This is a genomic window from Streptomyces daghestanicus (genome assembly GCF_020521275.1).
Classification (GTDB): domain Bacteria; phylum Actinomycetota; class Actinomycetes; order Streptomycetales; family Streptomycetaceae; genus Streptomyces; species Streptomyces griseoviridis.
On the sequence record NZ_BNDX01000013.1, the window covers coordinates 146,083 to 172,339 of the forward strand.

21 protein-coding genes and 4 pseudogenes are annotated in these 26,257 nt (G+C 67.8%); 13 read left to right on the forward strand and 12 right to left on the reverse strand.

Annotated elements, in window-relative coordinates:
- The first annotated feature begins 14 nt into the window (after nt 1–14).
- Together Sdagh_RS25035 and Sdagh_RS25040 are read left to right on the forward strand one after the other, a co-directional pair.
- Complete coding sequence (locus tag Sdagh_RS25035) at nt 15–1,280, forward strand: ParA family protein (RefSeq protein ID WP_226535703.1); 1,266 nt, start codon at nt 15–17, stop codon at nt 1,278–1,280.
- Nucleotides 1,277–2,425 carry a ParB/RepB/Spo0J family partition protein gene (locus Sdagh_RS25040; RefSeq protein ID WP_190078348.1) on the forward strand — a complete coding sequence of 383 codons (1,149 nt, stop codon included), beginning with the start codon at nt 1,277–1,279 and terminating at the stop codon, nt 2,423–2,425. The genes Sdagh_RS25035 and Sdagh_RS25040 overlap by 4 nt, the downstream gene beginning before the upstream one ends.
- Before the next feature lie 107 nt (nt 2,426–2,532).
- Here the strand turns inward: Sdagh_RS25040 and Sdagh_RS25045 are convergent, their stop codons facing one another.
- Nucleotides 2,533–2,835 (reverse strand): hypothetical protein, encoded by a 303-nt coding sequence (locus Sdagh_RS25045; protein WP_190078349.1) that lies wholly within the window; start codon nt 2,833–2,835, stop codon nt 2,533–2,535.
- 622 nt (nt 2,836–3,457) lie between these two features.
- On the opposite strand from Sdagh_RS25045, the pseudogene dcd reads away from it, so the two are divergent.
- A pseudogene (dcd, locus tag Sdagh_RS25050) lies at nt 3,458–3,954 on the forward strand (dCTP deaminase); the annotation flags it as partial.
- A 31-nt stretch (nt 3,955–3,985) separates the two neighbouring features.
- Complete coding sequence (locus Sdagh_RS25055; protein WP_226535705.1) at nt 3,986–4,387, forward strand: hypothetical protein; 402 nt, start codon at nt 3,986–3,988, stop codon at nt 4,385–4,387.
- A 79-nt stretch (nt 4,388–4,466) separates the two neighbouring features.
- On the opposite strand, the gene Sdagh_RS25060 is transcribed toward Sdagh_RS25055, so the two are convergent.
- The 3 genes from Sdagh_RS25060 to Sdagh_RS25070 are packed head-to-tail and all read right to left on the reverse strand — an operon-like array spanning nt 4,467 to nt 5,253.
- Entirely contained in the window at nt 4,467–4,802 is a 336-nt protein-coding gene (locus Sdagh_RS25060) for a DUF6354 family protein (protein ID WP_190078350.1), read from the reverse strand.
- 11 nt (nt 4,803–4,813) lie between these two features.
- Nucleotides 4,814–5,116 carry a hypothetical protein gene (locus Sdagh_RS25065; RefSeq protein ID WP_190078367.1) on the reverse strand — a complete coding sequence of 101 codons (303 nt, stop codon included), beginning with the start codon at nt 5,114–5,116 and terminating at the stop codon, nt 4,814–4,816.
- Nucleotides 5,113–5,253 (reverse strand): hypothetical protein, encoded by a 141-nt coding sequence (locus Sdagh_RS25070; protein ID WP_190078351.1) that lies wholly within the window; start codon nt 5,251–5,253, stop codon nt 5,113–5,115. Before Sdagh_RS25070 ends, Sdagh_RS25065 begins: the two co-directional genes overlap by 4 nt.
- Nucleotides 5,254–5,688: 435 nt before the next feature.
- Here Sdagh_RS25070 and Sdagh_RS25075 point away from each other — a divergent pair, with 435 nt between their 5' ends.
- The 7 genes from Sdagh_RS25075 (at nt 5,689) to Sdagh_RS25105 (ending at nt 17,661) form a co-directional block, all read left to right on the forward strand.
- The gene (locus Sdagh_RS25075) at nt 5,689–5,883 is read left to right on the forward strand and encodes a hypothetical protein (RefSeq protein WP_190078352.1); all 195 of its coding nucleotides are present in this window, start codon (nt 5,689–5,691) and stop codon (nt 5,881–5,883) included.
- A gap of 76 nt (nt 5,884–5,959) precedes the next feature.
- The gene (locus Sdagh_RS25080; protein WP_190078353.1) at nt 5,960–6,277 is read left to right on the forward strand and encodes a hypothetical protein; all 318 of its coding nucleotides are present in this window, start codon (nt 5,960–5,962) and stop codon (nt 6,275–6,277) included.
- Nucleotides 6,278–6,402: 125 nt separating this feature from the next.
- A complete protein-coding gene (locus Sdagh_RS25085) occupies nt 6,403–7,119 on the forward strand; it encodes a DUF6420 family protein (RefSeq protein WP_190078354.1) in 717 nt (238 codons plus the stop codon).
- A gap of 220 nt (nt 7,120–7,339) precedes the next feature.
- Nucleotides 7,340–11,998: an RHS repeat-associated core domain-containing protein gene (locus tag Sdagh_RS25090; protein ID WP_226535707.1), complete on the forward strand. Its 4,659-nt coding sequence runs from the start codon at nt 7,340–7,342 to the stop codon at nt 11,996–11,998.
- Complete coding sequence (locus Sdagh_RS25095; protein ID WP_190078356.1) at nt 11,995–12,660, forward strand: Lsr2 family DNA-binding protein; 666 nt, start codon at nt 11,995–11,997, stop codon at nt 12,658–12,660. The genes Sdagh_RS25090 and Sdagh_RS25095 overlap by 4 nt, the downstream gene beginning before the upstream one ends.
- Nucleotides 12,661–13,309: 649 nt before the next feature.
- Nucleotides 13,310–13,612 (forward strand): hypothetical protein, encoded by a 303-nt coding sequence (locus Sdagh_RS25100; protein ID WP_226535709.1) that lies wholly within the window; start codon nt 13,310–13,312, stop codon nt 13,610–13,612.
- Nucleotides 13,613–14,280: 668 nt separating this feature from the next.
- Nucleotides 14,281–17,661 (forward strand): RHS repeat-associated core domain-containing protein, encoded by a 3,381-nt coding sequence (locus Sdagh_RS25105; protein ID WP_226535711.1) that lies wholly within the window; start codon nt 14,281–14,283, stop codon nt 17,659–17,661.
- A 192-nt stretch (nt 17,662–17,853) separates the two neighbouring features.
- On the opposite strand, the gene Sdagh_RS25110 is transcribed toward Sdagh_RS25105, so the two are convergent.
- A complete protein-coding gene (locus tag Sdagh_RS25110) occupies nt 17,854–18,204 on the reverse strand; it encodes a transposase (protein WP_226535713.1) in 351 nt (116 codons plus the stop codon).
- 71 nt (nt 18,205–18,275) lie between these two features.
- On the reverse strand, nt 18,276–19,856 hold the full coding sequence (locus Sdagh_RS25115; RefSeq protein ID WP_190078357.1) for an IS1182 family transposase: 1,581 nt from the start codon (nt 19,854–19,856) through the stop codon (nt 18,276–18,278).
- Nucleotides 19,857–20,016: 160 nt separating this feature from the next.
- Here Sdagh_RS25115 and Sdagh_RS25120 point away from each other — a divergent pair, with 160 nt between their 5' ends.
- A complete protein-coding gene (locus tag Sdagh_RS25120) occupies nt 20,017–20,286 on the forward strand; it encodes a hypothetical protein (RefSeq protein WP_190078358.1) in 270 nt (89 codons plus the stop codon).
- Between the two features lie 251 nt (nt 20,287–20,537).
- On the opposite strand, the gene Sdagh_RS37225 is transcribed toward Sdagh_RS25120, so the two are convergent.
- The 6 genes and pseudogenes from Sdagh_RS37225 to Sdagh_RS25155 all read right to left on the reverse strand — a co-directional run bounded on the left by Sdagh_RS37225 (nt 20,538) and on the right by Sdagh_RS25155 (nt 24,444).
- A complete protein-coding gene (locus Sdagh_RS37225; protein WP_190078359.1) occupies nt 20,538–20,903 on the reverse strand; it encodes a transposase in 366 nt (121 codons plus the stop codon).
- A gap of 74 nt (nt 20,904–20,977) precedes the next feature.
- Nucleotides 20,978–21,310 carry an IS110 family transposase gene (locus tag Sdagh_RS37230; protein WP_226535769.1) on the reverse strand — a complete coding sequence of 111 codons (333 nt, stop codon included), beginning with the start codon at nt 21,308–21,310 and terminating at the stop codon, nt 20,978–20,980.
- Nucleotides 21,311–21,570: 260 nt separating this feature from the next.
- Nucleotides 21,571–22,029: pseudogene (locus tag Sdagh_RS25140) on the reverse strand (helix-turn-helix domain-containing protein); the annotation flags it as partial.
- An 18-nt stretch (nt 22,030–22,047) separates the two neighbouring features.
- A complete protein-coding gene (locus Sdagh_RS25145) occupies nt 22,048–22,728 on the reverse strand; it encodes a DUF6461 domain-containing protein (protein ID WP_190078360.1) in 681 nt (226 codons plus the stop codon).
- An 85-nt stretch (nt 22,729–22,813) separates the two neighbouring features.
- Nucleotides 22,814–23,575 carry a NucA/NucB deoxyribonuclease domain-containing protein gene (locus tag Sdagh_RS25150; protein ID WP_190078361.1) on the reverse strand — a complete coding sequence of 254 codons (762 nt, stop codon included), beginning with the start codon at nt 23,573–23,575 and terminating at the stop codon, nt 22,814–22,816.
- A 50-nt stretch (nt 23,576–23,625) separates the two neighbouring features.
- Nucleotides 23,626–24,444: pseudogene (locus Sdagh_RS25155) on the reverse strand (IS5 family transposase).
- A 118-nt stretch (nt 24,445–24,562) separates the two neighbouring features.
- Here Sdagh_RS25155 and Sdagh_RS25160 point away from each other — a divergent pair.
- Nucleotides 24,563–26,246 (forward strand): annotated as a pseudogene (locus tag Sdagh_RS25160) (ISAzo13 family transposase).
- Nucleotides 26,247–26,257 lie beyond the last annotated feature (11 nt).

The following is a 26,257-nucleotide window of genomic DNA, read 5'->3' on the forward strand; positions in this document are numbered from 1 at the left end:
GTATGGTGTCTCTCATGAGTTCGCCAACCACCTCCAACGACCGGGAGAAGGTCGTCTCCAAACTGCCGGCACGGCTCCGGCAGCAGGTGAAAATCAGAGCCGCTCAATACGGCATCGAAATGCAGAGCGCCGTTGAACAGGGCATCAGCGACTGGTGCGAACTGGCCTCGGCCACGGCCCCCGTCGACACCGCCGGCGCCGACTCCTTCGCCACCTTCCTGCCCCCCGGACAGTGGGAAGAGTTCAGGCAGTCCGCTGCCGACCGGCGCGTCTCACTGATCCAGGGACTCGCGCAATCCGTGCAGCTCTGGCTCGACACCCACCCGGAACCGGACATCGAACGCCCCGCCATCACCCGCCGGATCATCGTCTGCAACCAGAAAGGCGGCGTCGGCAAGACCGCCATCACCGCCGGACTGGGGGAAGCCCTGGCAGAAGACCCCAACACGCTGCACCCGGTGCGCGTGGCCAAGGCCCTCACCAAGGCCCTGCGCGCGAGCGAGGTCCACAGCGATGCAACCGAGCCCGACACCGACCCGCTCGACATCGAGAACCTCCCCGGCCCCGGACTGCGGGTGCTGCTTGTGGACTTCGACCCACAGTGCCACCTCACCAACCAGCTCGGCGCCGCTCCCCTGCCGATGAACGGTGACAGCCTCACCAACCACATGGCAGGCGAACCGAAGGGCGACCTGAACGACCTCATCGTCCCCATCGACGATGACACCTTCGGCGGCCGGCTGCACCTGCTCCCCGCCTGCAACGACGCCTTCCTCCTCGACGTACGCCTCTCCGCGGTACGCGCCCGGGAAGCCGCACTGGAACGCGCCCTCACCCCGCTCGAAGGCGATTACGACGTAATCATCGTCGACTGCCCGCCCAGCCTCGGTCTCAGCATGGACGCCGCCGTCTACTACGGCCGCCGACGCGACGGGGAAAACCCTGGACAGTCCGGTGCCCTCATCGTGGTCCAGGCCGAGGACAGCTCCGCCGACGCCTACGAGCTGCTCACCACACAGATCGACGACCTCCGCGGCGACCTCCAAGTCGACATCGACTACCTCGGCATCGTGGTCAACCTCTACGACTCCCGCCGCGGCTACATCGCCACCTCCTCACTCCAGGGATGGGTCGACATAAAGGACCCGCGGGTCGTCGGGCTCATCGGCGACCTCAAGGAACAGAAGGAAGCAGTCCGCGTGAAGAAACCCCTGCTGTCCTACGCCCCCAAATCCCAGCAGGCCGTCGGAATGCGCGCCCTGGCCAGGGAGGTGCTGTGAGCAAGGCCGATCAGCTCGGTGCCGGCCGGTTCGGCGGGGGAGTGCGCCCCGTCAGCGCGCGCCGCCAAGCCGTCGCCGCCGCAACAGGCGTGCCCACCGACGGCGTCGCCCCACCGGCAGAACTCCCCGTCGCCCGCATCAGCCTCAACCCCGACAACCCCCGCTCCAGCCTCGGAGACCTCACCGACCTCGCGGGCAGCCTGAAAACACACGGCCAGAAACAAGCGATCACGGTCATGGACCGCGACGCCTACCTCAAGGTCAACCCGGAACACGAAGCCGCCCTCGAACCGGACACCACCTACGTCGTCATCGACGGCAACAGCCGGCTCGCCGCCGCACGCGAGGCCGCCCTCACCACGATCAAGGTGATGGTCAGCAACGACCAGGGCGCCTCGTCGGAGGAACTCCTCGAATCCGCCCTCGTCGCCAACATCCACCGCCAAGACCTCGAAGAGATCGACGAAGCCCGCGCCCTCCACCGGCTGCTGGCCATCCACGGAAGCCAACGCGCTCTCGCCAGGCGCCTGCACCGCTCCCAAGGCTGGGTGTCGCAGCGACTCGCCCTCCTCAACCTCACCCCGGAACTGCAGGCACGCATCGGAACGGAACCCATCGACCTGCTGCGCGCCGTGGGCAACAGGCCAGCTGACCAGCAGGAAGCAGTCCTCGAGGAACTGAAAGCAGAAAGAGCGCGCAAAGACCGCAAATCACTGGGCTCCGTGGACAACGTCACAACCCCCGCACCACCGGTGCCAGCAGAGGCGGAAGAGCCTCCGGCGAGTGATTACGGCGTAATCACTCCGGCCCCCGACGAGGACGCACCGCACGAGAACACAGTGGCTTCGCCGCTCACACCGCACGCGGAGACAGTCTCCGCAGCGCAACCGCCAGCAGGGCCGAAGACCACGAAGGACGGGTCCCCTGCCAGGAGGCCGGGGGAGGAGGCCCCCACTGTCCCGGTACAGGCCGTTGCCGCTGAAACGGCAGCCGTCGCAGGAGGGCAGCAGCCGAAGCGCTTCCCGTATGACAACGGTGCGTACGCGGCACAGCACCTGATCCACAAGATGCCGCCTGCCGAGTTCAACAGAATGCTGGACCTGCTCATCAAGCACAGGGACAGCCAGACCGTTCCCGCTGACTGAGGGGTGCAGCGTCTGCCTGGTCGAGATGTGGTGGCGGGCGGCAGAGGACAGCTCGTCACGATGGAGGAGCGACGCCAAGTACCGGATCCTCATGACCGGTCGAGGGATCAGGGCCCGGCGAGGATGTCATGGCTGCCGATGCGCCGCCAGATGACGTGCGGGGTACCGGGGCGGCGTTCAGGACCGTACTCCCATGTAGCGCGCCCGACGGGGCCGGTGCCCGCAGACCAGGTGAGTTCGTAGATGCCGGGGGCGAGCCGGACCCGCTTGACGCGGAGGCCGGCGCGGAAGGTCCCGGTACGCAGGTCCTCGACGAAGGCCGTCACAGTCTGACGGAAGCGGCGGCGCTGTTCCGGGGTGAGACGGTTCAGGTCGCTGCTGAAACGGGGCAGGGTCTCGTAGGTCGGCACGTCGGTCCTCCAGGAACCACGAAGCCCCCGGGGGCACCGGCGGCGGTAGATGTCTCTCGCGGGGGCAAAGGGAGTCGGTGACGTCGCGGGGGCGGGGCGTCCTCGGCTGTTGTCCCGGGGGAGTGGTACGCGAAGGTGCACTAAAGACCATTGGATGCTGTTACATGGCGTTTCCGGTGCCTGTGAGGCGCGTGGGGCTGGTTGCCGCGCAGTACTTGCATGGCCCGGGAGATGCCCGCCGGGCGGGCACTACGTCGCCGCGGATGCCCGCCCGGCGGGACCCGCCGTGAAGGTCCGGTGAACCCTCCCGGCTTACGGCACCGGCCTTTTCCTCAGGCCAGAGCTGGTTTCCGCTGTCGGGATGATCAGGGTCGCGAAGGTGCAGAGACGCAATGCGTGGCGGTACTACACGCGCGGTGTCGCGTTTGGGGACGGCCGCCGCCCGGCCAGCCAGCCCCGGAGAGCGCCCGTCACAGGTCGGACCGTGCGCCCGCTGCCGTCACCCGTGTCACCGGTACGAGCACGGTGCGAGCACCCCGTGCGTGCTGTGCCAGCGGGACGTCGAGGCCGCCCGGTCGGGCGAAGGGAACGCCGGGAGGGGCCGGCGCCCTAGCCTCGAGTCGTGCTTCTTTCCGACAGAGACCTCCAGGTGGCAATAGCCGAGCAGCGCCTCGGCCTGGTGCCGTACGACGAGGCGATGGTGCAGCCCGCCAACATCGACGTCCGCCAGACCGCCCGTTTCGGGTGTTCGAGAACCACCGGCTCGCCTGCATCGACCCGTCGCGGGAGCAGGATGAGCTGACCAGGCTGGTGGAGATTCCGGCCGGGGAGGCGCCGGACACGCTGGCCGCCCGGTTGGAGGGGAAGTCGTCGCTGGGTCGCTTGGGGTTGATCACGCATTCGACGGCGGGGTTCATCGATCCGGGGTTCGAGAGGCACGTCACGCTGGAGCTGTCGTGTCTGGCGCCGTTGCCGATCAAGTTGTGGCCGGGGATGAAGGTCGGGCAGCTCGCGATGTTCGCGCTGTCGTCACCGGCGGAGTATCCGTACGGGAGCGCGGTGCGCGGGTCCCGGTATCAGGGGCAGCGCGGGCCGACCGCCTCCCGGTCCTGGCAGCACGGAGATTCCTGCCCGCGACTAGGCTGCGGGCATGTCGAACACGTGGGAGGCGGGGGCCACGCCGTGGCTGCGCCGTCATCAGCCCGAGACCACCTGGGCCAACGAACCGAACCCGGTGCAGTGCATGTTCTGCGGCGGTCAGACCGTGAAGCGGTCCGAGTCAGACCGCAGTCGCGATACGGGGCGTATCGAGCTGTACTGCGACAACGGGTCCTGTGACGCGCGGGAAATGGTTCTCCTGGTGCGACGGGACGGCGCGGACGCCTACGCGCGCGCGGACGTGCGAGCACTCAACCTGATCGATAACGGGACGCTCGATGTGCACGCTGCGTTCCCGCCGCAGGTGAAGTCCAGCACGATGGCTGACCTGATGGCGGACTATGGGAATGAGGTAGAGCGGCGGATGCGGAAGCCATCGCGATCCGCGGAGTGACCTGCGTGCGCTACCGTGCATGACGACGCCCCGGCCACTGATCCTGGCCGGGGCGTCGCTGGTGCTGGCGAAGGTGTCCTCACTTCGCGTTGGCGCGGAGCGTGGTCAGGGCCGCGCGGGCGTAGTCGGCAGGAGTCGTACCCGGCCCGTGAACCCGCGACATCGCCGACAGGAGCTGGAGGTACAGCGGGTCCGTGTCGGCCGGGTCCTCCAGCAGCTCGAACGCGGCGCTCCGGAGTCGGGACAGGGCTGCGCGGGTCTTCCGACCCGCCTGCCCGCCGTGGTCGTGTTCGACGACGAGTTCGGCGTGGGTGTCGGTGATGTGGGTGACGCGGAGGCGTCGGTCGCGGTCGATCATGTCGGGGGCGCGGTCGCGGTACAACTGGCCTTCGGCAACGGCAACGACGGTGCTCATGATCGGGTTCCTCACTTCTCGCGGTGGTAGCGGTTGACGTGGTTGTTGATGGACTCCCGTGCGCCCCGGTAGCCGCAGCCGCGCGGGCACTCCAGCCAGAGTCCCTTGTCGACGGCGGCCTTGGTGACGGACTTGTCGTCGTCGGGGCCGTAGCCGTGGGCGTGGAGCATCTGGGCGACGGAGGCGTCGTGGTGGATGGCGAGGAAGGCGGCTTCGGCGGTCTTGTCGTGGCCGGCGGCGAAGTACCGGCCGTAGCCGATCTCTTTGCCGCAGCCGCAGTAGCAGCGGCCAGTGGGCTGGGCGGTGTCGCTCACTTGTCCTCCGTGACCATCGTGACGGTGGCGTCGTACGGAGCCTCGGTCTCGATGTCGTTCTCGATGTCCGCCCTGATCTGCTCGCAGCTGACGCCGTCTTCGACTTTGAGGCTGATCGTGATGGTCTTCTTCGACATGGTCTCCCCTTTCTTCTTCTGATGTGCCCTCAGCTTACAGTCCTTGGGTAAGCTTGACAACCCAAGGATTCCAAGGAATCGGTCCAGAAGCTGGCCCGCAGAACAGCCGCCAGAACGCCCTAACTCGAAGCCGCCGGTATGAGCGGACGTCTGCACTGCTTACAGGCCGTCAGACGCCCGCACAGCAGATCCGGACAGAAGTGGGCCGTCCCGACTCGTGCAGCCGGGACGGCCCGTAAGCGTGAGGACAGGCACGACCATCCTCAGCCTCCTGTTGCACCGCCCGCCATGGTCGGACGGCCAACTCTGCGCGCGAGCCTACCGTTCCGCCCGTGCCCGAGGCGTCGAACGCGGAAGGCGGGCCGCTGATGAGGGATAAGCTCACTTCCCATGAATCCGGACCTTGCCGAGCAACTCGCCTAGTACGACCGTGCGGTGAGGCTCTCCCACGAGACCTACCGCCGCATGACCTCCGACGAGCGGACCGTCCGGGCCATCGCCGGGAAGGAACTCGCCGAACACGCCCCGAGCAACCGCACCGACCCGACGTGCACCGGATGCGACGGCGCGCCCTGGCCCTGCGCCATTGCCAAGGGAGCCATGAAGTACGTCGACCCCCGCTACAACTGACCCTCGGCCGGGCAACGATCCCGCTGGCTCCAGATAATCTCCCTACTACCGAGCTATCCACCGATCAGGGGGCGTCATGAGCACGCAGGCGGACGAGGAACCGCAGTACACCGCGCGCTACTGGCGCTATCACTCCCAGCAGGAGCAGGAGTTCGACACGCAGGACGAGGCAGTCGGGTTCCTCGCCGAGAGCTGGAACGCCGGCGACTGTCCGCCTGTCTCGGTCGTGGCCCCGGACGGGCGGACTGTCTTGGAGGGTGACGAGCTGATGCGAGAGGTGCACCGGTGCTTCCGGGCGGATGACCGCTCGGGCGCTCCCTCGCATGCGCATAACGTGTGCTTTGCGATCGCGGGCCGCCGCCAGACCGGTCCGCGCGCACGGCTTGAACCATGACCCTCGCCATGGTGTCGAGTTCAACAGGTCCAACCCGGCCCCGACCGCTTCCGCGAACGGGGCCTTCCCCTATCCAGGCAGCGTCAGGCCGGAACCCGCCGTACGGCGGGCTGCGGGAGGCCACCATGGCCCGTACCGCCCGTCGACCGCAGGAGGACGCCCGTGATCCGAAACCACCACCGGCTCAAGGGCGGCACCCCCAGCTCGGCGCCACCGGCGCCGGCCCGGCCGGACCGCTCGGCCGATGGCCCGCCGACGACCACCAGGACGACGACCAGAACCACGAGGCCGCCGATCGCGCGGGGGAGACGAGGAGCGCAGCGAGGACCGCGGCTCCGCCGGCCCGTACGTCGAGTACGACGGGCGCACCGTCCTGCGGCGCCTTGGAGGTGAAGCTGCCGTTGATCCACCCGTACGCTCCGGTGCAGGCCGGACGCTACGTCACGCCGGGTGGCGGCAGACTGACCATCCGGAAGGCCGAGGAGAACGCTACCTACCTGCGGATCACGCTGGATCACCTCGGCTGTCCTGCGCAGTGCACCCCAGAGAAGGACGCCGCGTTCCGGCGGCTCGCCCTGGCCGTCGAGGGCTACTGCGTCCACGCCGCGTGCCGTCGCAGTCCCGCGTTCTCGGACGGGGCGCTGCGCTGCTTCGAGCTGCGCAACGGCACGGTCACGCCTGCCGCCTTCGTACGCGCCGTGCTGGCCGTAGAACTGGGAGACCCCCTCGTCCCCGTCGGTCGGATCGCCGCGGAGTCCGAAGCGCGGTTCGAGCCCGTCCGCCCACCGGAAGACTCGGACGAGGAAGACCAGGGAGAGTTCCTTTGGCCCTACTGCACCTAACAGGTCTGACCGGTGGCCGAAGAGGACCCGAAGATCTGGCCTGCGCAGTCACGACTGCGGTGCTGCTGCCAGTCCACCGCCGAGCATCGCGTACCGCAGGCACGACTTTGCTGGCGGTGCCTCCGGTTAGGGTGGCTGGGGGCGGGCATCGCTGTGGTGCGCGTGAAGTGGCCTGAGTGGTGAGGGGGCACGGGGGATGGGCTACGTCCTGCCTGGCTGGATGGACGAGATCCTGGACTTCATCGGGATCAACTGGCCGAACGTCGACGAGGACGACTACCGCGAAATGGCTCATGCCATGCGGGAGTTCGCCGAGCAGTTCGAGGGCCACGGTGCACAGGCGCACGCGACGGTCAGCCGCATCCTGGCCTCCAGCGAGGGTGCTGCGGTCGATGCCCTGCAGGAGCACTGGGACCTGGTGAAGTCCGGGCATCTGGAGAAGGTGCCCGATATCGCCCGGCTGTTCTCGGACGCCTGTGATGTGGTCGCGGACATCATCTACGGGATGAAGACCAAGGCCGAGATCGAACTCGGGGTGATGGCGGCCTCGATGGGCATCAGCCTGGGGCTCGCGGTCGTCACCGGCGGCCTGTCCGCGATCATCGGGGCGGCGGAGACGGCCGCGATGCGGCAGCTGATCAAGCGGATCATCGACGAGGCGGCCGATCAGATCGTCGACGAGCTCCTGGCCCGGGTCACCGAGCCGATCACCGGCCGGCTGGAGCAGATGGTCGAGGATACCGTCCTGGACCTCACCGACAACCTCATCAAGCTCCCGCCCGCCGCTGGCGGCGGTGCAGGGGAAGGCGGTCACGGTACCAGCCACACCGGTATGACCCTTGCCTCTGCAGGCGGCCCTTCAGGGACCGGGGGTTCGGGTGGTGGCCGGGTCTTCATCGACCATGAGGAGTACGAGAACGGTGCGGGCAAGCTGTCCCGCCACGGTGAGGCCATGAGTACCGACTCGCTCGGTTCGCTGGGCCGGGCCAAGGGTGCCTTCGGCCGCACCAGGGGCCGTGATCCGTTCACCCAGGCGTTCGACTCCGTGCTGCACGGCGCGCTCAACGGTGCGGAGAAGGCGCTGAAGAAGGTCGGCAAGCACCTCACGGAGGACGTGCCCGGCGGGCTGCGCGCGGCCTCGCGCACCCACCGCCAGAACGACGGCGACATCTCCGACCGGCTCAAGGCGCTCACCAAGGGTGAGTCGGGCACTCCCAAGGTGTCCGGCGCCCGCAACAGCGGCGGGCGGGGTGGCAAGGGCCCAGATCCGCTGAACAGCGCCCGTGACGACGCGCGCCACCATGGTGTGGAGCTGGACAAGCGGGTCTGCCGCACTGACCCGGTCGACGTGGCCAGCGGCCAGATGCTGCTGCAGCAAACCGATCTGGACCTTCCCGGGGTGCTGCCGCTGACCCTCAAGCGCACGCACCTGTCCGACTACACCTTCGGAGTGTGGTTCGGCCGCTCGTGGGCCTCGACGCTGGACGAACGCGTCGAGGTCGACATCCGCAACCAGGCGATGTGGGCGCGTGAGGACGGAACCGTCCTTGTCTACGAGCAACTGCCCACTCCTCAGACACCTGAGGTGATGCCGCTGGAGGGTCCGCGGATCCCGCTGCGCCGTGTGTCCGAGATGGGCGCCCAGGACCTGGAGTTCGCGGCGACCGACCCGCGCAGTGGCTGGACGCGCTACTTCTCCAAGCCGGGCGGCAAGGGTTGGCAGCTGTGGCTGACCACGATAGAGGACCGCCACGGCAACCAGATCGACATCCACCGTGACGAGACCGGACGCCCCCATGACATCACCCACAAGGGTGGTTACGACATCAGCGTCACCGGCGACCGTGGCCGCGTTACCGCGTTCGCTCTGCGCGGCCGGGATGACAGCGAACCCGTCCCGCCTGTTGTCGAGTTCGGCTACGACGACCAGGGCGATCTCACCGACGTCATCAACTCCTCCGGCACACCGTTGCGCTTCACCTACGACATGCAGGGCCGCATCACGTCGTGGACGGACCGCAACGAATCCACCTACCACTACGTATACGACGCAGCCGGCCGGGTCGTGAAGACGCTGGGGCCCTCTGGAATACTCTCGTCCACATTCGCCTACGACAGCGCGAACCGGATCACGCGGTATACCGATTCAATGGGCGCCACTACCGTCTACCAGCTGGACGACCGGCAGCAGATCGTCGCGGAAACCCAGCCGCTGGGCCATACCACCCGCTACGTGTTCGATGCGCGGGACCGGATCCTGGAGCAGACCGACGCGCTGGGCCGTACTGTGCGCTTCGAGCGCGACGAGCGGGGCAATCTGGTCGGCTTCGTCGCACCCGATGGAGTCCGAACCACCGCGGTTTTCAATGACCGGGACCTTCCGGTGACCGTCACCGAACGTGGCGACCGCCAGCGGCACTTCGTCTACGACGAGCGGGGCAACCGCACCGCGGTCATCGACGTCGACGGGGCCCGTACTGATTACGAAGTCGACGAGCACGGTCACGTCACCGCGGTGCGCAACGCAGCCGGCGAGGTCACCCGGATACGCAACGACGCTGCAGGTCTGCCGGTGGAGATCACGGCCCCCGACGGGGCCCGAGTGAGCTTGACCCGCGACCGTTTCGGCCGGGTCACCGAGGTGACGGACGCCCTCGGCGGCACGATGCGCATGATCTGGACCATCGAGGGCCGGCCCCTTTGGCGGGAACTGCCCGACGGCACCTGCGAGCAGTGGACCTGGGACGGTGAGGGCAACCTGCTCTCCCACACCGACCGGGCCGGGCACACCACCACACACGCGGTCACCCACTTCGACCGGCGCACCGCCACCCGCACCACCGACGGAGCCGCCTACCAGTTCACCTACGACAGCGAACTGCGCCTGGCCACCGTGGTGAACGCCCAGGGGCGCGAATGGCACTACCAGTACGACCCCGCTGGCCGCCTCACAGCGGAGACGGACTTCGACGGCCGCACCCTGACCTACCAACACGACGCCCTGGGCCGCCTGACCCGCCGCACCAACGCCGCCGGACAGTCCCTGACCTACGAGCGTGACCTGCTGGGGCGGATCGTGCGCATGCAGCACGATGACGGCACCACCTCCACCTTCACCTACGACACAGCCGGTCATTTGGTGGAGGTCACCAACCCTCACGCCCAGATTCACCTCGAACGCGATCCGGCCGGACGCGTCGTCACCGAGAGCGTCAACGGCCGCGCCCTGGCCCGCGCCTACGACGTGCTGGGCCGGCGCACCCACCGGCGCACCCCGTCCGGCGCCACCAGCACCCTCACCTACGACCACCGGGGGCTCGCGGCCTACGCCGCGGGCGAGCAGACCTTCCGCTTCGAACGCGACGTGCTCGGCCGGGAAGTCAGCCGCACCCTCGACGACCAGCTCACGTTCACCCAGACGTGGGACCCCGTCGGGCGCATCGTGAGCCAGGCCTTCACCAGCCCGCACGACACCCTCTTCAAGCGCTCCTTCGCCTACACCCCCAACGGCACCCCGCACACCATCGAGGACAGTCGCACCGGCCGGCGCACCTACACGCTGGACGCAGCAAGCCGGATCATCGCCGTCACCGCCGAGGGCTGGAGCGAGCAGTACGCCTACAACACCGCCGGCGACCAGAGGCACGCCGCGCTGCCGCCGGGAACTCCAGGCCAGTACACCACTGGCGAACGCACCTACTCCGGTAGCCGGATCACCCAGGCTGGCCGAACCCGCTACACCTACGACGCCCAGGGCCGCCTCGCCCAAAAACGCGTCACCACGCTCAGCGGCAAGCACCTAACCTGGACCTTCTCCTGGGATGCCGAAGACCGGCTCACCCAGGTTCAAGCCCCCGGCGACGTGTCCTGGCGCTACTTCTACGATGCGCTGGGCCGCCGCACCGCCAAGCACCGGCTACGCGGGGACGGCCGCATCGAGGATGTGACGACCTACTGCTGGGATGGCGGACAACTCGCCGAGCAGCACACCAGCGGAGTCACCCTCGTCTGGGACTACACCGGCCTGCACCCCCTGGCACAACGCGAAGCCAAAACCCAGGCGCAAGGCGAGGCCGACCGCCGCTTCTTCGCCATCGTCACCGATCTCGCCGGAGCCCCCACCGACCTCATCGCCCCCGACAGCACCATCGCCTGGCACAGCCGCAGCACCGCCTGGGGCGCCACCCAGTCCCACCGCGATGCCACCGCCTACACGCCGCTGCGCTACCCCGGCCAGTACTTCGATGCGGAAACGGGCCTGCACTACAACCTCAACCGCTACTACGACCCCGACCTCGGCCGCTACACCACACCTGACCCCCTCGGGCTGGCCCCGGCCGTCAACCACTACACCTACGTCCCCAACCCCTTCATCCTCGCCGACCCGCTCGGCCTGGCCGGCTGCACGGCCGATCCGACCTGGGGCGGGCGGGTCACCTTCACCCGCGACGAGCACGGGCGCCCCTACGAGATGAACGCGGTCATTACCAGGGACATGCTCAACGAGGGCACCCACGCGCGCAGCTCGCTGGAGCCGCCCGGCTTCCTCGGCGGCGACTACAACCAGGCTCGCGGCCACATGCTGGCCCGGATGCTCGGCGGATCCGGCGACACCCTCGACAACCTCTTCACCATCACCCAGAACCCCACCAACAGCCCCGACATGCGCGACCATGAGCAGGACATCTACAACGCCGTCCAGCACAACGGAGAAGTCGTCACCTACAACGTCTACCTCGAATACAGCGACGACCTGCCGGACTCAGTCCCGAAGTACATTCAGCTCGAAGCCCACGGCACCAAGGGCTTCACCCTGGACCAGCTACTGGACAATCCCGCCCACGAGCAGCAACAGCGACACCGACGAGGACTCCTGTGAGCAGCTTCGACGACCTCACCCGCCTCTGCCCCCCACCCGCGGACCCACCCGTGGTCGACTGGACGGCCGCAGAAAGCACCCTCGGCCGCCGGCTGCCTCAGGACTACAAGAAACTCGCGGCGGCCTACGGGCCGGGCAGCTTCTGCAACTTCCTGTACATCTACCACCCCTCCGGCAGCCTCACCGGACCCCTGGCCTCAAGCGTCCAAGAGCAACTCCAGCGAGACCGGGACCAGAGCACCTTCCCCGTGCCCCACGACCCAAGGCACCTTCTCGTCGCAGGAGTCACCGACAACGGCAACTACCTCTTCTGGATCACCAAACCCGAGCCGGAGCCCGATGCCTGGCGTATCGCGATCAACGAAGCACGCGGCCACGACTGGTACACCTTCGACGGCACCCTCACCGACCTCCTCACCGCCGTCCTCAGCGGCGAACTGCACATCCCCCTCTTCCCCCCAGACGTACTCCACCAGGGCATCACCTTCACACCCTCCCGCCGAGACAACGCAACACCGCTCACGCCCCCCGCGAGCCGGTCAGCCGACACCAACACCATCCGCGAATGGGCCCGCGCCAACGGCTACGACGTCCCGGACCGCGGCCGCATCCCCGCAATGGTCCGCGAGGCCTGGCAGCGAGCCACAGAGGGACAGGGGTGAAGGCCGGCCGTTCCGCCTCTCATGTTGTCCAAACGCGTATGCCGCAGGATCGCAAACGCATTTGCGCCGGTTGAAAGGGAGCCGACCAGATACGCGCGACCTCGACGTCACAGGCAGGCCGCTCTCGTATCGCGAGCGCAGGCTCGATCCCTGGTCGAGGACGTGTGGCAAGGGCTCCTGGACGGGCTCGGCGCGGGTGCCTGCTCCCCATGGTGCCGCAGTTGCCGGTAGCGCATGCGCCGCTCCGCAAACTGATGTCCATCGCGATAGGCACGCCGTTAGTAGCCGGTGGCCTCGTGATGTTCGGACGAGCGCATCGTGAAACAGGTCAGCTGTCCGGCACCTCTGCGAACGACGCTTGAGACATCACCTGGACCCGAGCGTGCTCTCCAGCCAGTTAGCAACCGCGCCCCGGGAGATGTCGGGGACGGTCTGCGAAGACGTCGACCGGGACCTCGCCGACTTGATCCGCCCCGGCCTCACCCTGCCCAGACATCAGTTTTGACCACGGCGTCGTGTCCCTCCGCCTGCTCCCGCCACCGATCAGCAAATGCGTGCCCACCACCGGCGCGCCGCAGGTGCTCGCCGACGTCGTCAATCCCACCGGCGGGTTCTGTCCTGGCCGACGCGGTGGTGCGCGAACAGCTGCGTGCGCACCGCCACCGACGTGCGGGGCCGGGCGTACGACGACGTCGCCCATCAGCAGGCGGCGATGCCGGAGGAGTACCTGCAGGGCAGCACGATCGACCCAGCGACGTGGATGCGCACTTCCGAGAACCGGGAACGGCTTGCAGCTCGCACCCGCGCAGCCGACGCCCGCCGCCGCGCCGTCGAGAAGGAACAGCCGGCCCCGGCCACCGACCCGGCCGGTCCGGTCGGCCGGCGCCGCCAGGAGCACGAACAGCAGCGCCGGCAGCCCGGCCAAGGCCAGGGCCCTGGGCTTGAGCCGTGACGGGCCGCGTGGGCCCGTCAGGCGGGACGGGCGGCGCCGTCGCCGGGCCAGAGCCGGGATACCACCGGTCGCTTACCCCCGAGATCACCGGGAAGCGGGAGGATGCGGAGACCTGCCCTTCGAGTACGAAGGCCTCATGGGTGCCCGACCTTGCAGCGCCCGTCACCGGAGCAGCACGAGCTCCAGGAGCAGTTCGCCGCACGCAGCCCGACTGCGTGCGGCGCTGTTCCCGTAGCCGAAGCCGGTGCCCGCCCGGCGCCGCTCCCGCACCCGGCAGTACCCCGGCGGCCGGCCGAACAGTGACCCACCGCGCGGTGCCACCGCCGAGGATGAACGGACACGGTGAACTCCGTTGAGCCCGGCGCGCTGGCTTGTGCGCGGCTCGGGAGCGCCCTCTGGTCGCGGACTTGACGCGTACGTGCAGGTCGAAGACTTCCGGACAAGATGTCCCATGCAACTGGTAGGCGAAGTGTCGATTGCACCATCCAGCATGGGTGATCAAGGCCATGGTGCACCTTTCCTCCCCGTGAACCGGCGGGGCTGATTCCGGCCCGCATGAACACTGTGTTCTGGGGGACGCCGCGCCGCTTTGTGTGCCTCCTGTGACAACTTGTGTGCCGTTGGTGACCGATGGGGTCACCACGCTGACTTCCTGTGGGGGGAAGCTGATGCACCCGCGTGCCACAAGCGCGCCGTTTCGGCGTGCCCGGAGAACACCCAGAACCGCCCTCGTATCGGTGGTCACCACCGCCGCCTTGGTGATCGCGGCCGCTCCCGGCCTCGCCGCCGAACCGCAGCCCGAACTGCCCGCCCCTGAGAGTCCGTGGACGAAGCCGACCAAGGCAGAGGTTCCCGCCACGCCGGCCGGGACGACCAGGGCACCGGCCTCGCAGCCCGAGGCCGAGCCGTCGCCCGAGGTCGCCGCCTGGCGGGCCGCGGAGCAGGCCCGCATCACCGGCGAGCAACCCGCCAGGACATCCTCCGGAAGCCGGTCGGCAGCCGCAGCCGCTACCGATTACCTGCCCGAGGGCCAGGGCCAGGTGCCATGGCACCAGATCATCGACACCCGCCTCGACGACGCCCTGGTAGCCCGGGTGAACATCTCCGACGGCAACCTGATGCTCGCCGCCACCGATTTCGACATCGCAGGCGTCGGCCAGAAAATGCAGCTGACCCGCACCTACAACTCCCTGGAAGCCCCGTGGGGAAAGGTCTCACAGCGCTGGTGGCAGGCGTACGAACGCTACCTGCAGGTCAACGACGGCGAGGTGGACGTCTTCGACGCCACCGGCGACCTGCTGCGCTTCACCGCCGGGGCCGACGGCGGCTACACGACGCCGACGGGCTACTCGAAGGACCTGACGAAGCACGCGGACGGCACCTACACCCTCACCGACCGCAAGTCCGGAACCAAGGACACCTACGACGAGCACGGCACCCTCACCAAGGTCACCGACAAGAACAAGGGCACGATCACCGTCGACCAGCACGACGAGGGCGCCGAACACAAGGGCTTCAAACTGACCGAGACCCGCTCGGGCCGGTGGATCGACCTGGTCAAGACCTACCCGAACCAGTGGCAAGCCAAGGACCACACCGGCCGCACCGCCGTCCTCGACCTCGACCCGGCGGGCAACCTGACCACGGTCACCGACACCGACGGCAAAGCCACCGTCTACACGTACGACTCCTCACGCCGCGTGACGAAGGTGACCACCCCCGAAGGCACCGTCACGCTCTTCACCTACGACGGCCACAACCGCGTCACGTCCATGCAGCGAGCCACGAAGTCCACGTCCGACGGCCACACCGGCCCGACCTGGACGTACGACTACACAGCAGCCACCCCGGCGGACGCGGGCACCACCACGGTCACGGACCCGGACGGCGACACCACGAAATACCTTCACAACGCCGACGGCGAGGTCACCCGCGTCACCGACCCGCTGGATCACTCCCGCAACGCCACCTACAAGAACCACCTCACCCAGACGGCGATCGACGCCATGGGCACCGGCGCGGACGGCACCGGCGGCAACACCACCACCTACGGCTGGGACGGCCGCAACAACGCCCTCTCCCAGAAACTCCCGATGGGCGCGACGGCGTCGGTGACGGCGTACCAGACGATCGCGGGCACCGACCTGCCCAACGACTTCACCACCGCCGACGGCCGCAAGGACTCCTTCCGTTACGACGCCAACGGCAACACGATGTCGGTGACCACCTCGGGCACCGCGGGCGGCACCCGCGAGTACACCTACAACGAGGCCGACCCGAAGTGCGGCGGATTCCAGGGCCAGCGCTGCACGGCCAAGGACGGCAACGGCAAGGTCACGTCGTTCACCTACGACACCAAGGGCAACCTGTGGAAGGTGAAGCCGCCGGCCCCGCTGGGCGAGACCACGTACACCTACGACGCGCTCGGCCGCGTGGAGACGGCCAAGGACGGCCGGGGCATCACCACCGTCTACGTCTACGACAACCGTGACCGCGTCCGCGAGGTCTCCTCCACCAACTCCACCGTCACCTACTCCTACGACGGCGACGGCAACATCACGACCCGCACCGACGCCTCGGGCACCACCACCTGGGAGTACGACAAGCTCAACCGCGAGGAACGCCGCACCCTGCAGAACGGCGCCCAGACCGTCCTGGCCTACACCCCGGGCGGCGACCTCGATTACTACACCGACCCGACCGGCACCACCGACTACACCTGGGACAAAGCCGGCCGCCTCGACCACCTCACCGCGCCGGACGGCAAACAGACCGACTACGAGTACAACAACAACGACAAACGCACCAGAACCGTCTACCCCGGCGGCACCACCCAGGCCGTGACAATCGACAACAACGGCCGCCCGGAGAAAATCAGGACCACGTCCGGCAGCCAGACGTTCCTCGACCTCTCCTACAGCTACAAGAACACCGCGGGCAAGGACACCACCAAAATCCGCACCCGCACCGACAACCTCACCAGGAACACCACCACCTACGACTACGACTCCCAGGACCGGCTCTCCTACGCCCTGGAAGCCGACTCCGCCGGCGCGCGCAAAGCATCGTGGCTGTACTGCTGGGACAAGGCCGGCAACCTCACCAGCCAGGACAGCAGCAAGAACACCTGCCCCGGCGGCACGACGTACACCTACGACGACGCCTCCGAACTGACCGGCAAGAACGGCACCACCACCGGCTGGTCCTACGACAAACTCGGCAACGAAACCGCCGCCGCGAGCAGCACGCCCCGGACCGGCGAGACCTGGACCGACTACAGCCAGCTCGCCGGCATCACCGCGAACGGCACGACGTACGACCTGGTCCACGCCGGCACCACCAACACCGAACGCACCAAGCTCGGCTCCACCTGGTTCCACCACACAGCCCTCGGCCTCGCCTCCACTACCAGCAATGGCGTCGACACCGGATTCATCCGCGAACCGGCGGGCACGCTGAACTCCATGACAACTGGGGGGAAGTCCTACTACTACCTCACCGACGCCACCGGCAACGTCGTCGGCCTCGCCGACGCCACCGGCAAGCGCACCCACACCTACGCCTACGGTCCCACCGGCCTTCCGCGGACCACCCCCACCGAGGCCGTCCCCCAGCCCTACCGCTACGCCGGCGCCTACGCCGACCCGACCGGGCTCTACAAAATGGGCCACCGCTATTACGACCCCAGCCTCGGACGCTTCACCCAGCCCGACCCTTCCGGCAAAGAAGCCAACCCCTATCTCTACGCGGGCGGCGACCCCATCAACAACAGCGACCCGACCGGTCTCTTCAGCTTCCCTGACGTGTCAGGAGCTCTTGACTGGGCCTCCCTCACCCAAAAGATCATGAGTGGCGACAGCGAGGGTGCCTTTGCCGCGAAGGTCGGAATCCTCGTAGGAATCGGGACCGAGGCAGTCTGCGGCGCCGCGGCTGCTGCAGGTGCTGTGCCGACGCTCGGCGCGTCTATCGGAGCAGGTATTACTGGTTGCACGGTCCTGTCTGCCGGGCTCGCGGCCGGGGCTGCCGCAGGAACTGAAGCAGCACTCTGAGATTGGGGCCGGGGGGCTACAGAAGCCCCCCGCCCCACCGTATTTCAAATAGCTATCAAGTCAGAGGTGAAAATGACCAGAATCTTACTAGTGATCGCGGTGGTCGCAGCGATACTGCTTCTAATTCTGGGCTTCGCGGCGGCGTTTCAGGGGAAGGTTGCGGCAGGTGCAGTTCCTGCGATCTTCGGCATTCTACTCTTCGCCGCCTCCGTCTGGGTATCCCATAAAAACCGAACGAATGGGCGTTGAATGCTGACGGAATCGGGAGTGATCGTCTCTTCGCTTGACGCACCAGCAGAAATAGTCGTTGCGGCATTCGTTGTTGCGCTTGCCGTCATCTGCATCTACTACGTGATTCGGCGCAGATAGATTCGATGGAGCTGCGTACGGTTCGGATCCCGACCTGCGGAGCGTGTCGAGCAGGCCCAGCGCGATCCGCCATTTCTCCTGCTGGACGCTATCGTCGGGGACTCCCGCCCTACGGCAGCGGTCCGGCTCGTCCGTCCACTCAGCGGCAGACGCAATTGCCACCGCAACGGACATGACGCTCACCTAGAAGGCTGATGAAGATCTTGGTGAGGGTTGTCCGGCCGTCAGGCCGGACAACCCTCCGGTCATGTACCGGCTGGTGCGATGTGCCAGGTGCCACTGGTGTGGGTGAGTCCGAGGTTGATCAGTCGGCGGAGGTTGAGTGCGGCGGCTCGGGTGTGGAGCCAGGTGTCGTTCTTGATGGTGCCGCGGAAGCGCAGGCGCCGGTTGCCGTGGTGGACGAGCCAGGCGACGGCGCGTTCGACGGGGGGCCGCCAGCGGCGGTAGTCGGCCTGCCAGCCGGGATCGGTGGCGGCCTGATGGCGGGCGGCCGCTTGAAGGTCGTGGTGCGGGCGGATGGTCAGGATGCGTCCGGCCCTGGCTTTGGTGCAACGCTCGCGCAGGGGGCATCCGGTGCATAGGTTGCCGAAGGAGGCCTTGCGTTGACGGTGCTGTCCGCCCGGGTTGGACAGGGCCACGGTGTGTCCGGCCGGGCAGGTCACGATGGCGGCTGTGGTGTCGATGGTGAAGTCGTCGAGGGTGAAGCCGCCGGGGACGGCGGGCCGCAGCGGGGCGGGCTTGAGGAACAGCCGGTGTCCGGCCTGCTGCAGGGCTTGGCGCGCGTCGCCGGTGGAGTAGGCGGTGTCACCGAAGGCGTCCACCGGGGTGTCCTCGTCGGCGAGCAGATCCAGGCCGATGGCGGCCTCGTGGTGCTCAGGACCGGAGCCGGGCCGCAAGGCGACGGCGGTGTACAACCCGGTCTCGGGCTCGACGGCCAGGTGGGCCTTGAAGCCGTCCTGCTGGTGAGTGCGGGTCTTGTGCACGTGGCGGGCTTCGGGATCGACGGTGGACACGGTGCGGCCAGGGGCGGTGCCCCGGGTGATGCGCCAGCGGCCGTCACGGCCGTCGGAGTCCTCGGCGGGCTCGACGTCCTGCCCGGCGACCAGGGCCAGGATGCCCACCGCGTTGGCGGCCTTCTCGCCGAGTTGCCGGTCGGGCAGGTGGCCCAGCAGCCGCAGCGCATCTGTGACCAGCGCGTCGACCAGCTCGCCGCGGGCCTGCTCGTCGTTCCAGGCGATGCGGGGCTTGCCCGGGTCGCTGTAGTCGTGGGCAGTGCACTGCACCGCTGCTGCTTCGACAGCCCCGGGAACTTCGCGGAGCACCGCGCGGACGGCAGCGATGATCTGGGTGACGGTGTCCTGGGTGGCGACCGCGTCGTCCAGCACGGTGGAGTCCAGAGCCCGGCGGTGCCTGCCCTTGAGTACGCCGGTGGCCTTCACCACCTCGCGCACGGCCTCGAAGATCCGGTTCGGGCGGGCGGAACGGGCCAGCCGGCGGCGGAAGTAGGCCAGCAGCGACGGGTCGAACGCCATGTCGTGAAGGCCCAGTCCGCATCCGGCTTTCCACCGCAGGTCGCACCGCAGTTCCTGGACCGTCTCGAAGTCCGACAATCCGTGCAGGGCCTGCAAGGTGGTCGCGGCGGCCAGAATCTGCGGCGGCATGCTGGGCCGCCCGTTCGCCGACGGATACATGTCCGCGAACATCTCAGCCGGAAACAGCTGGCCACGATGCTCGGCCAGGAACGCGAACACGCTCCCCGCCGGAATCAGTTCCCGGCAGGTCTCCCACACATCCGGCCCGACGGTCTCGCCAACCCAGTCACCCATCGCCACATGACGAGTCTGGCCCTGCCGCTGACGCGGCAGGGCCAGAACCCAAGATCTTCATGAGTCTTCTAGTGCACGGTGCGGGAGAAGAGAACTCTCCCTTCCTGCACACGATGCGCCGTCACCGTCCGTAGGGGCGGTGCGGGGTGCGGAGGATGTTATGCATCGCCGCATTGCGGCGCGTTCCACCGTGTGGGAGGACGTCGCAGAGATATGGCAGAACCGCAACGACTTCAAGGCGCTGTTCTCGCAGGCAGTCGGTATCGCCGCCGGAGCCGTTTTCGGAGGCCTCTGCACCGCTGGGACCGCTGCCATGGCGACGGCCGCAGGGATGCTCTACCTCACACCGCTGACCACGGCAGGATGCGGTATCGCGGCCGACACCGTAAGCAACGTAACCGCAGGTGCGATGCAGGACTCGCTGTCCTAACAGGAGGATTCCCAATGACGTTGTCAAGCCAGGGTGGTGACGCTTTGTGACTACGTCATGCCGTTGCGGCAGCGGTTTGGGACGTGACCGCCTCGAAGGTCCGGTGGTCGCCAGCGCAGCGGTAACCTGCGCAGGCCCCGGCGCTACAGTCGGCGCCTCCTGCGGATGTTCTACCTTTCCGCCCAGACAGCAACCGTGTACTGCCCACAGTCCAAAACCTTCTACCAGCGCAAACGCGCCGAAGGAAAGTCTCACAAGCAGGCCGTCCTGACCTCGCCCGAATCGCGGGGGACAGGGGCGAGTCCGGCGACGCTGGCGAGTCGGTCGGGGCTGCCGAAGGCGGTCATGTCACCGCCGGTCGCGGCGATGAACTCCGCCCCGAGCATGTCTCCGATGCCGGGCATGCTGGTGATCACTTCGGCGTCGGGATGCTCGCGAAACCGGCCCTCGATGAGGGCGTTGGTCTGGACGATCTCATCGTCGAGGGCCATCACCTCCCTGGCCAGGGTGTGGACCATCTTCGCGGCGGTCTTCCCGCCAGGGACGACGGTGAACTGGGCCTCGGCGGCGGTGACTGCGGCGTCTGCGGCGCTCTTGGCGACGTTCAGGGCGCGCACGCCGTGGTTCTTGAGCCAGGTGGTCAGCCGGGCCCGGCCGATCCGGCGCAGGGCGGCTGGGATCTGGTATCCGGTCAGCAGGATGAGGGCGGTCTTGGAGGTGCTGTAGTCGAAGGCTCGTTCCAGTGCGGGGAAGTACTCCAGGATCTGCCCCGAAGCCGGTTGATCGCACGGGGGCGGTCGGCGGCCAGGTCCATGCGGCGGCCGGTCAGGATCTTGAGGTCAACCGCGATTTCGCTGGTCTCCTGGAGCGGCTGGAGGTCGCGGCGCATGCGGGCCTGGTCGGCGATGACGAAGGCGTCCTTGGCATCGCTCTTGCCGTCGCCGCGGTAGGAGCCCGAGGCGTGGTGCACGGTCCGGCCGGGGATGTAGAAGAGCCGCTGTCCGTGGTTGACCAGCAGCGCGATCCAGAGCGCGGCACCGCCCGAGTTGAGGTCGACCGCCCACGTGACGGGGCGCCGTCGGCCAGATCCAGGACGTCACCGAGCAGTTGCAGCAGCTCGTCCTCGTTGTTCGGCACCCGGTGCGAAAGCGTACGCTCGGATCGGACCTGGATCTCGGTGGCATCCAGCCGCAGCTCGATGCCCTCGGCCTGGGCGTAGGCGAACACGTCCGCCAGGGTCCGAAGCCGCAGGCCAGGACGGTCCGGGACCGCGCATCCGCGTTCGGCCAGGAGCCCGCGTATCTCTCCGATCGCGCGGGTGACGGTGGAACGGTCGACACCGGACAACAGGGCCAGGACCGAGTGCGGGAGATCGTGCCGCAGGTGGATCAGCGTGACGACCAGCCGGTCGACGAACACCAGCCGATGCCGGGCACCGGCCCCCGCCTCACGTTTCCTGGCCCCGCCGCGAGCATCGTGACGACGACCCTCGACCATGGCCTGCCCCGGGTCGGCCAACTCCTCGGCCAAGCAAGCAAGATGCTGCCGGGAGACACCGGTGAACAGCTGATGCGCGAGGATGTCCCGGTCGACCATGATCACCACGGACTGGATCATCCCACCCTCGCGCGATCCCTCTTCAACCGCAATCACGCACCAGCTCGTAAGGCGACGGCGTTCCGGGACAGTACTTGGACCCTGCTCGACGAGCAGGATGTAGCACTTGAGGTCGGTCATGGTCATGCCCGACAGGCGGCAAGCTCAATGCCTGTGCCGGTCCGAGGGGGGAGACGGCCTGACAGCGCCCAGTGCACGTCCCAGCGCCGACGTGTCGATGTTCGGAACGGGGCTGTGCCGCGGTGCAGGGTCGGGTGCCCGGTCTTCTTCAGCAAGGTGCGCGGTGAGCAGGGGGCCCCGGAGAGTTTTCTTGCTCAGCACGACTCCGGTGTGGTGGGTGATGGCCCGCAAGGCGAGCAGGAGCCCGGTGGCCCGCGGTGTGGTCTGACCGGCAGCATGGACAAGATCCCAGAAGTAATGGTTTCCTTGCGGCTTCCTGCCGGCAGTGCCGAGTTCGAAGGCTTCGCGGCACTGGCCGTCGCGCCAATGGGCCAGGCGGTTGGTTCCGTCCCCGCCGCGCAGGACAGACAGCGTCTGGGTGCCGCGTGAGAGCGCGGCCAGGGGTCCCGATCGCGAGCCGGCCTGCCCGATGTCCTCGTAGCCGAAAGCCCAGGCGCCGGCCGTGCCGACGCGCACCACTGTCCCGCCGCGCAGAGCACGGTCGTAAAGGTCGCTCGCCTCATCGTGGCCCAGCATCCGTGCCGTGCCCGGGTCGGCTCCGTAGCGTCGCAGCACCGCGTCGGGGGTCAGGTACTCGGTGAGGGTGATGCACCAGATGGGAAGGCCTGGATCGGTGAACCACTCCCATTTATGACCGTCTGCCACATCTTCTCCTTGTTCCTCTTACGTGGCGGGGGACCGCGGCCCGGTTAGGGCCGGGACCCCCCGCCTGGTGCGGGGTCTCAGTTGGTCACGTAAACGTTGTACTTCTCGGTGTCGAGAACCCGTCCCGTTGCACATACCGTCCCAGAGCCAGGCCGGCGTTACCGTTGCTGACGTGGCCGCGGACGCGGGGTTCCGTGCCCGTCACCGGCTTGTCGGTCCGGGCTTCGTAGATCATCCACTGACCGTTCTCCAGCAGCGGAACGATGTCGGCGCACGACGCGCCGTTGGTGCCACCCTCATAGGAGGTGGCGAACGGGAACTCATCACAGGAGTCGTTGGGCACCACGTCATCCATGTAGACGAAGGGATCACTGCTCTTGCTGCCGCAGGTGTACTCGCGTCGCGTGCTGGCCGTGGTTTCGCTCGAGTCCCGGCTCAGGGGTGCACCACCGCGCAGCGCGTTCTGCGCCCACCCGTACGTGGCTGCGGCTCCGCCGAACTCTGCCAGCGAGAACTCGAAGTTCGCCCGGATGTCGGGCACGACGCAGCCGGGGTTGGCTCCGACCTGACTGTCGCAACGAATTCTCCAGGGATTGTCCCAGTTGACGTTGGGCTGTGTCGGGATCGCGCCGGAGGCGACCACGTACATGTGGTGTTTGGACGTGACGTTGGCCAGCCCTCCGGCGGCCAGGGGGGTGCTGTAGGTGACCGTGCCGGCCGCCGCGCCACCACGGCCGAGCGTCTTGGTGCCGTCCCACGGTCGGGTGTCGCTCATGCTGCAACCGCCGTCGCCCCCCGCGTCGTAGGAGATGTTCAGGCTCGTCACCCGACCGGTGACGTCGACCACGGTGACCGTGGTCGTATCGTCCCAGGTGGTCTTGGTGGCGCTTAAAGGTCCTAACAAAGGCGTTGGACGTGTCGGTGGGTGATCAGGCAGGTGGCGAGGCCGAGGAAGGCTTCGTGGATGTCGTCGCGTCGTTCCCAGCGGATGCGTAGTCGGCGGAAGCCGTGCAGCCAGGCGATGGTGCGTTCGACGACCCAGCGGAAGATGCCCAGGCCGGAGCCGTGCGGTTGGCCGCGTTCGGCGATCACTGGGCGGATGCCTCGCTGCCAGAGCAGGCGCCGGTACTTGTCGTGGTCGTAGCCGCGGTCGGCCAGCACTGCGTCCGGCCGCCGGCGTGGGCAGCCGACACGACCGGCAACGGCGGGGACCTTGTCCAGGAGCGGCAGCAGCTGGGTGATGTCGTTGCGGTTGCCGCCGGTCAGGGACACCGCGAGCGGAATGCCCTGGGCGTCGGTGAGGACGTGGTGCTTGCTGCCCGGACGTGCGCGGTCGACCGGGCTGGGCCCGCTTTTGGGCCCCGCCGAGCGGCCCGGACGTGGGAGGAGTCGATCACCGCCCGGGACCAGTCGAGTCTGTCCGCCGACCGAAGCTTCTTCAGCAGCACCAGGTGCAGCTTGTCCCACACGCCGGCTTCGTTCCATGCCGCCAGGCGCCGCCAGCAGGTCATGCCCGATCCGAAACCCAGCTCCTGCGGCAGGTACTCCCACTGGATGCCGGTGTGCAGCACGAACAGGATCCCGCACAGGGCCTGCCGGTCAGGCACCCGCGGCCAGCCCGCGACCAGCTTCGGGCCCCGGCACCGGAAGCAACGGCTCGATCAGCGACCACAGTTCATCCGACACGATCCACGGCCGAGACTGTCGCTTCCCCACGACCACACCAACGAGCAGGCAGCCCGACAGTCACATGATCAACCGCTTCTGTCAGGGCCAGTAAGGGCTAGCAGAGAATCAAGGTGTTGCTTCCCGTGATGCGGCTCGTTGTTGTGGTATGAGCGTCTCCGACGAGGTTCGTGTCCAACTCGCAGTGAGGTTCGAGGTGTGGTTTCCACATCTCGACGAACGGCAGCGCTGGTTGATGATGGGGGCCGAGGCCCGGATCCTGGGGCACGGTGGTATCCGGGCGGTTGCGCGGACGGCCCAGGTCAGCGAGACGACGGTCCGCAAGGGCGTGGACGAGCTGGAGGCCGGCGAGGAACCTCTGGGCCGGGTACGCAGGCCCGGTGGTGGCCGGAAGAAGGCCGTAGACCTTGATTCGGGACTGCTGCCCGCCTTGCTGGCGCTGGTGGAACCTGACGAACGGGGCGATCCGATGTCGCCGCTGAGTTGGACGGTGAAGTCGACCAGGAGCCTCGCAACCGAGCTCACCCGGCAGGGGCATCGGGTGGGGCGGACACGGTCGCTGACCTGCTGTGTGAGGAGGGCTTCAGCCTGCAGGCCGGCGCCAAGACCATCGAAGGCAGCAGCACCCGGACCGTGACGCCCAGTTCCGCTACATCAACGAGCGGGCCAGGCAGCACATGGGTGCCGGCCAGCCGGTGATCAGCGTCCTTGCGAAGAAGAAGGAACTCGTCGGCGATCACAAGAACGCGGGCCGACAGTGGCGGCCGACCGGTGAGCCGGTCTTGGCCAAGACGCACGTCTTCCTGGACCGGCAGGGACCGGGTAAGGCGATCCCCTACGGCATCTATGACATTGCCGCGAACACCGGCTGGGTGAGTGTCGGCACGGATCACGACACCGCCGCGTTCGCCGTCGCTTCCATCCGCCGCTGGTGGCAGGCCCGGGGCCGGCACGACTGTCCGGCCGCCACCCGCCTGCTGATCACTGCGGACGCGGGCGGGTCCAACGGTTACCGCACCCGCGCCTGGAAGACGGAACTCGCCGCCCTGGCCGCCGAGACGGGCCTGGCCATCACGGTCTGCCACATGCCGCCGGGCACCTCGAAATGGAACAAGATCGAGCACCGGCTGTTCTCCCACATCTCCATGAACTGGCGCGGCCGCCCGCTGACCAGCCACGATGTCATCGTGAACAGCATTGCGGCGACCACCACCCGGACCGGGCTGACCGTCCACGCGGAGCTGGACCCTGGCATCTACGACACCGGCATCAGGGTCACCGACGGTGATATCGACGCTCTGCCCATACACCGGCACCGTTTCCATGGCGACTGGAACTACACCCTCCATCCTCAACCTCGCGACACCACCAACGGAGCCAAGGACTCGCGGTCAGTTGGCGGCCCGTCCCCGCGGCTCTGCACTGAGTCCTTGCGCAATCCGGACCTGACCGGCATGCCCGAACCGGCGATGAACGAACTCGTCTACCAACTGGCCCAGAAGCTGCATGAGTTACGTGAGCAGGGACGGCTCCGGCAGCGAGGAGGCGAACGCATCCGCGCTCAAGGCGCTGGTGCCAAGGACAAGCTGACCACCGCCGACAGAGTCCTGGCCACCGTGCTCTACCTGCGCAAACTCGGCACCCGAGACCTGCTCGCCCAACTCTTCGGGGTCAACGGCAGCACCCTCACCAAGGCCGTTCGCCAAGTCCAGCCCCTGCTGGCCGAGCACGGCTACACGATTCCACCCTCGACGGCCAGGTTCCGGACACCTGCTGACGTCACCGCGTTCCTCGCCAACAGCAGCCCCACGGAGATCAAACCAGCATGTTGATTCTCTGCGAG

Coding starts and splice junctions, on each gene's coding strand:
- Sdagh_RS25035 (WP_226535703.1), top strand. CDS start 15: ATGAGTTCGCCAACCACCTCCAACGACCGGGAGAAGGTCGTCTCCAAA.
- Sdagh_RS25055 (WP_226535705.1), top strand. CDS start 3,986: ATGTCGAACACGTGGGAGGCGGGGGCCACGCCGTGGCTGCGCCGTCAT.
- Sdagh_RS25060 (WP_190078350.1), bottom strand. CDS start 4,802: ATGAGCACCGTCGTTGCCGTTGCCGAAGGCCAGTTGTACCGCGACCGC.
- Sdagh_RS25070 (WP_190078351.1), bottom strand. CDS start 5,253: ATGTCGAAGAAGACCATCACGATCAGCCTCAAAGTCGAAGACGGCGTC.
- Sdagh_RS25080 (WP_190078353.1), top strand. CDS start 5,960: ATGAGCACGCAGGCGGACGAGGAACCGCAGTACACCGCGCGCTACTGG.
- Sdagh_RS25085 (WP_190078354.1), top strand. CDS start 6,403: ATGGCCCGTACCGCCCGTCGACCGCAGGAGGACGCCCGTGATCCGAAA.
- Sdagh_RS25090 (WP_226535707.1), top strand. CDS start 7,340: ATGGACGAGATCCTGGACTTCATCGGGATCAACTGGCCGAACGTCGAC.
- Sdagh_RS25105 (WP_226535711.1), top strand. CDS start 14,281: ATGCACCCGCGTGCCACAAGCGCGCCGTTTCGGCGTGCCCGGAGAACA.
- Sdagh_RS25110 (WP_226535713.1), bottom strand. CDS start 18,204: ATGTCCGTTGCGGTGGCAATTGCGTCTGCCGCTGAGTGGACGGACGAG.
- Sdagh_RS25115 (WP_190078357.1), bottom strand. CDS start 19,856: ATGGGTGACTGGGTTGGCGAGACCGTCGGGCCGGATGTGTGGGAGACC.
- Sdagh_RS25120 (WP_190078358.1), top strand. CDS start 20,017: ATGCATCGCCGCATTGCGGCGCGTTCCACCGTGTGGGAGGACGTCGCA.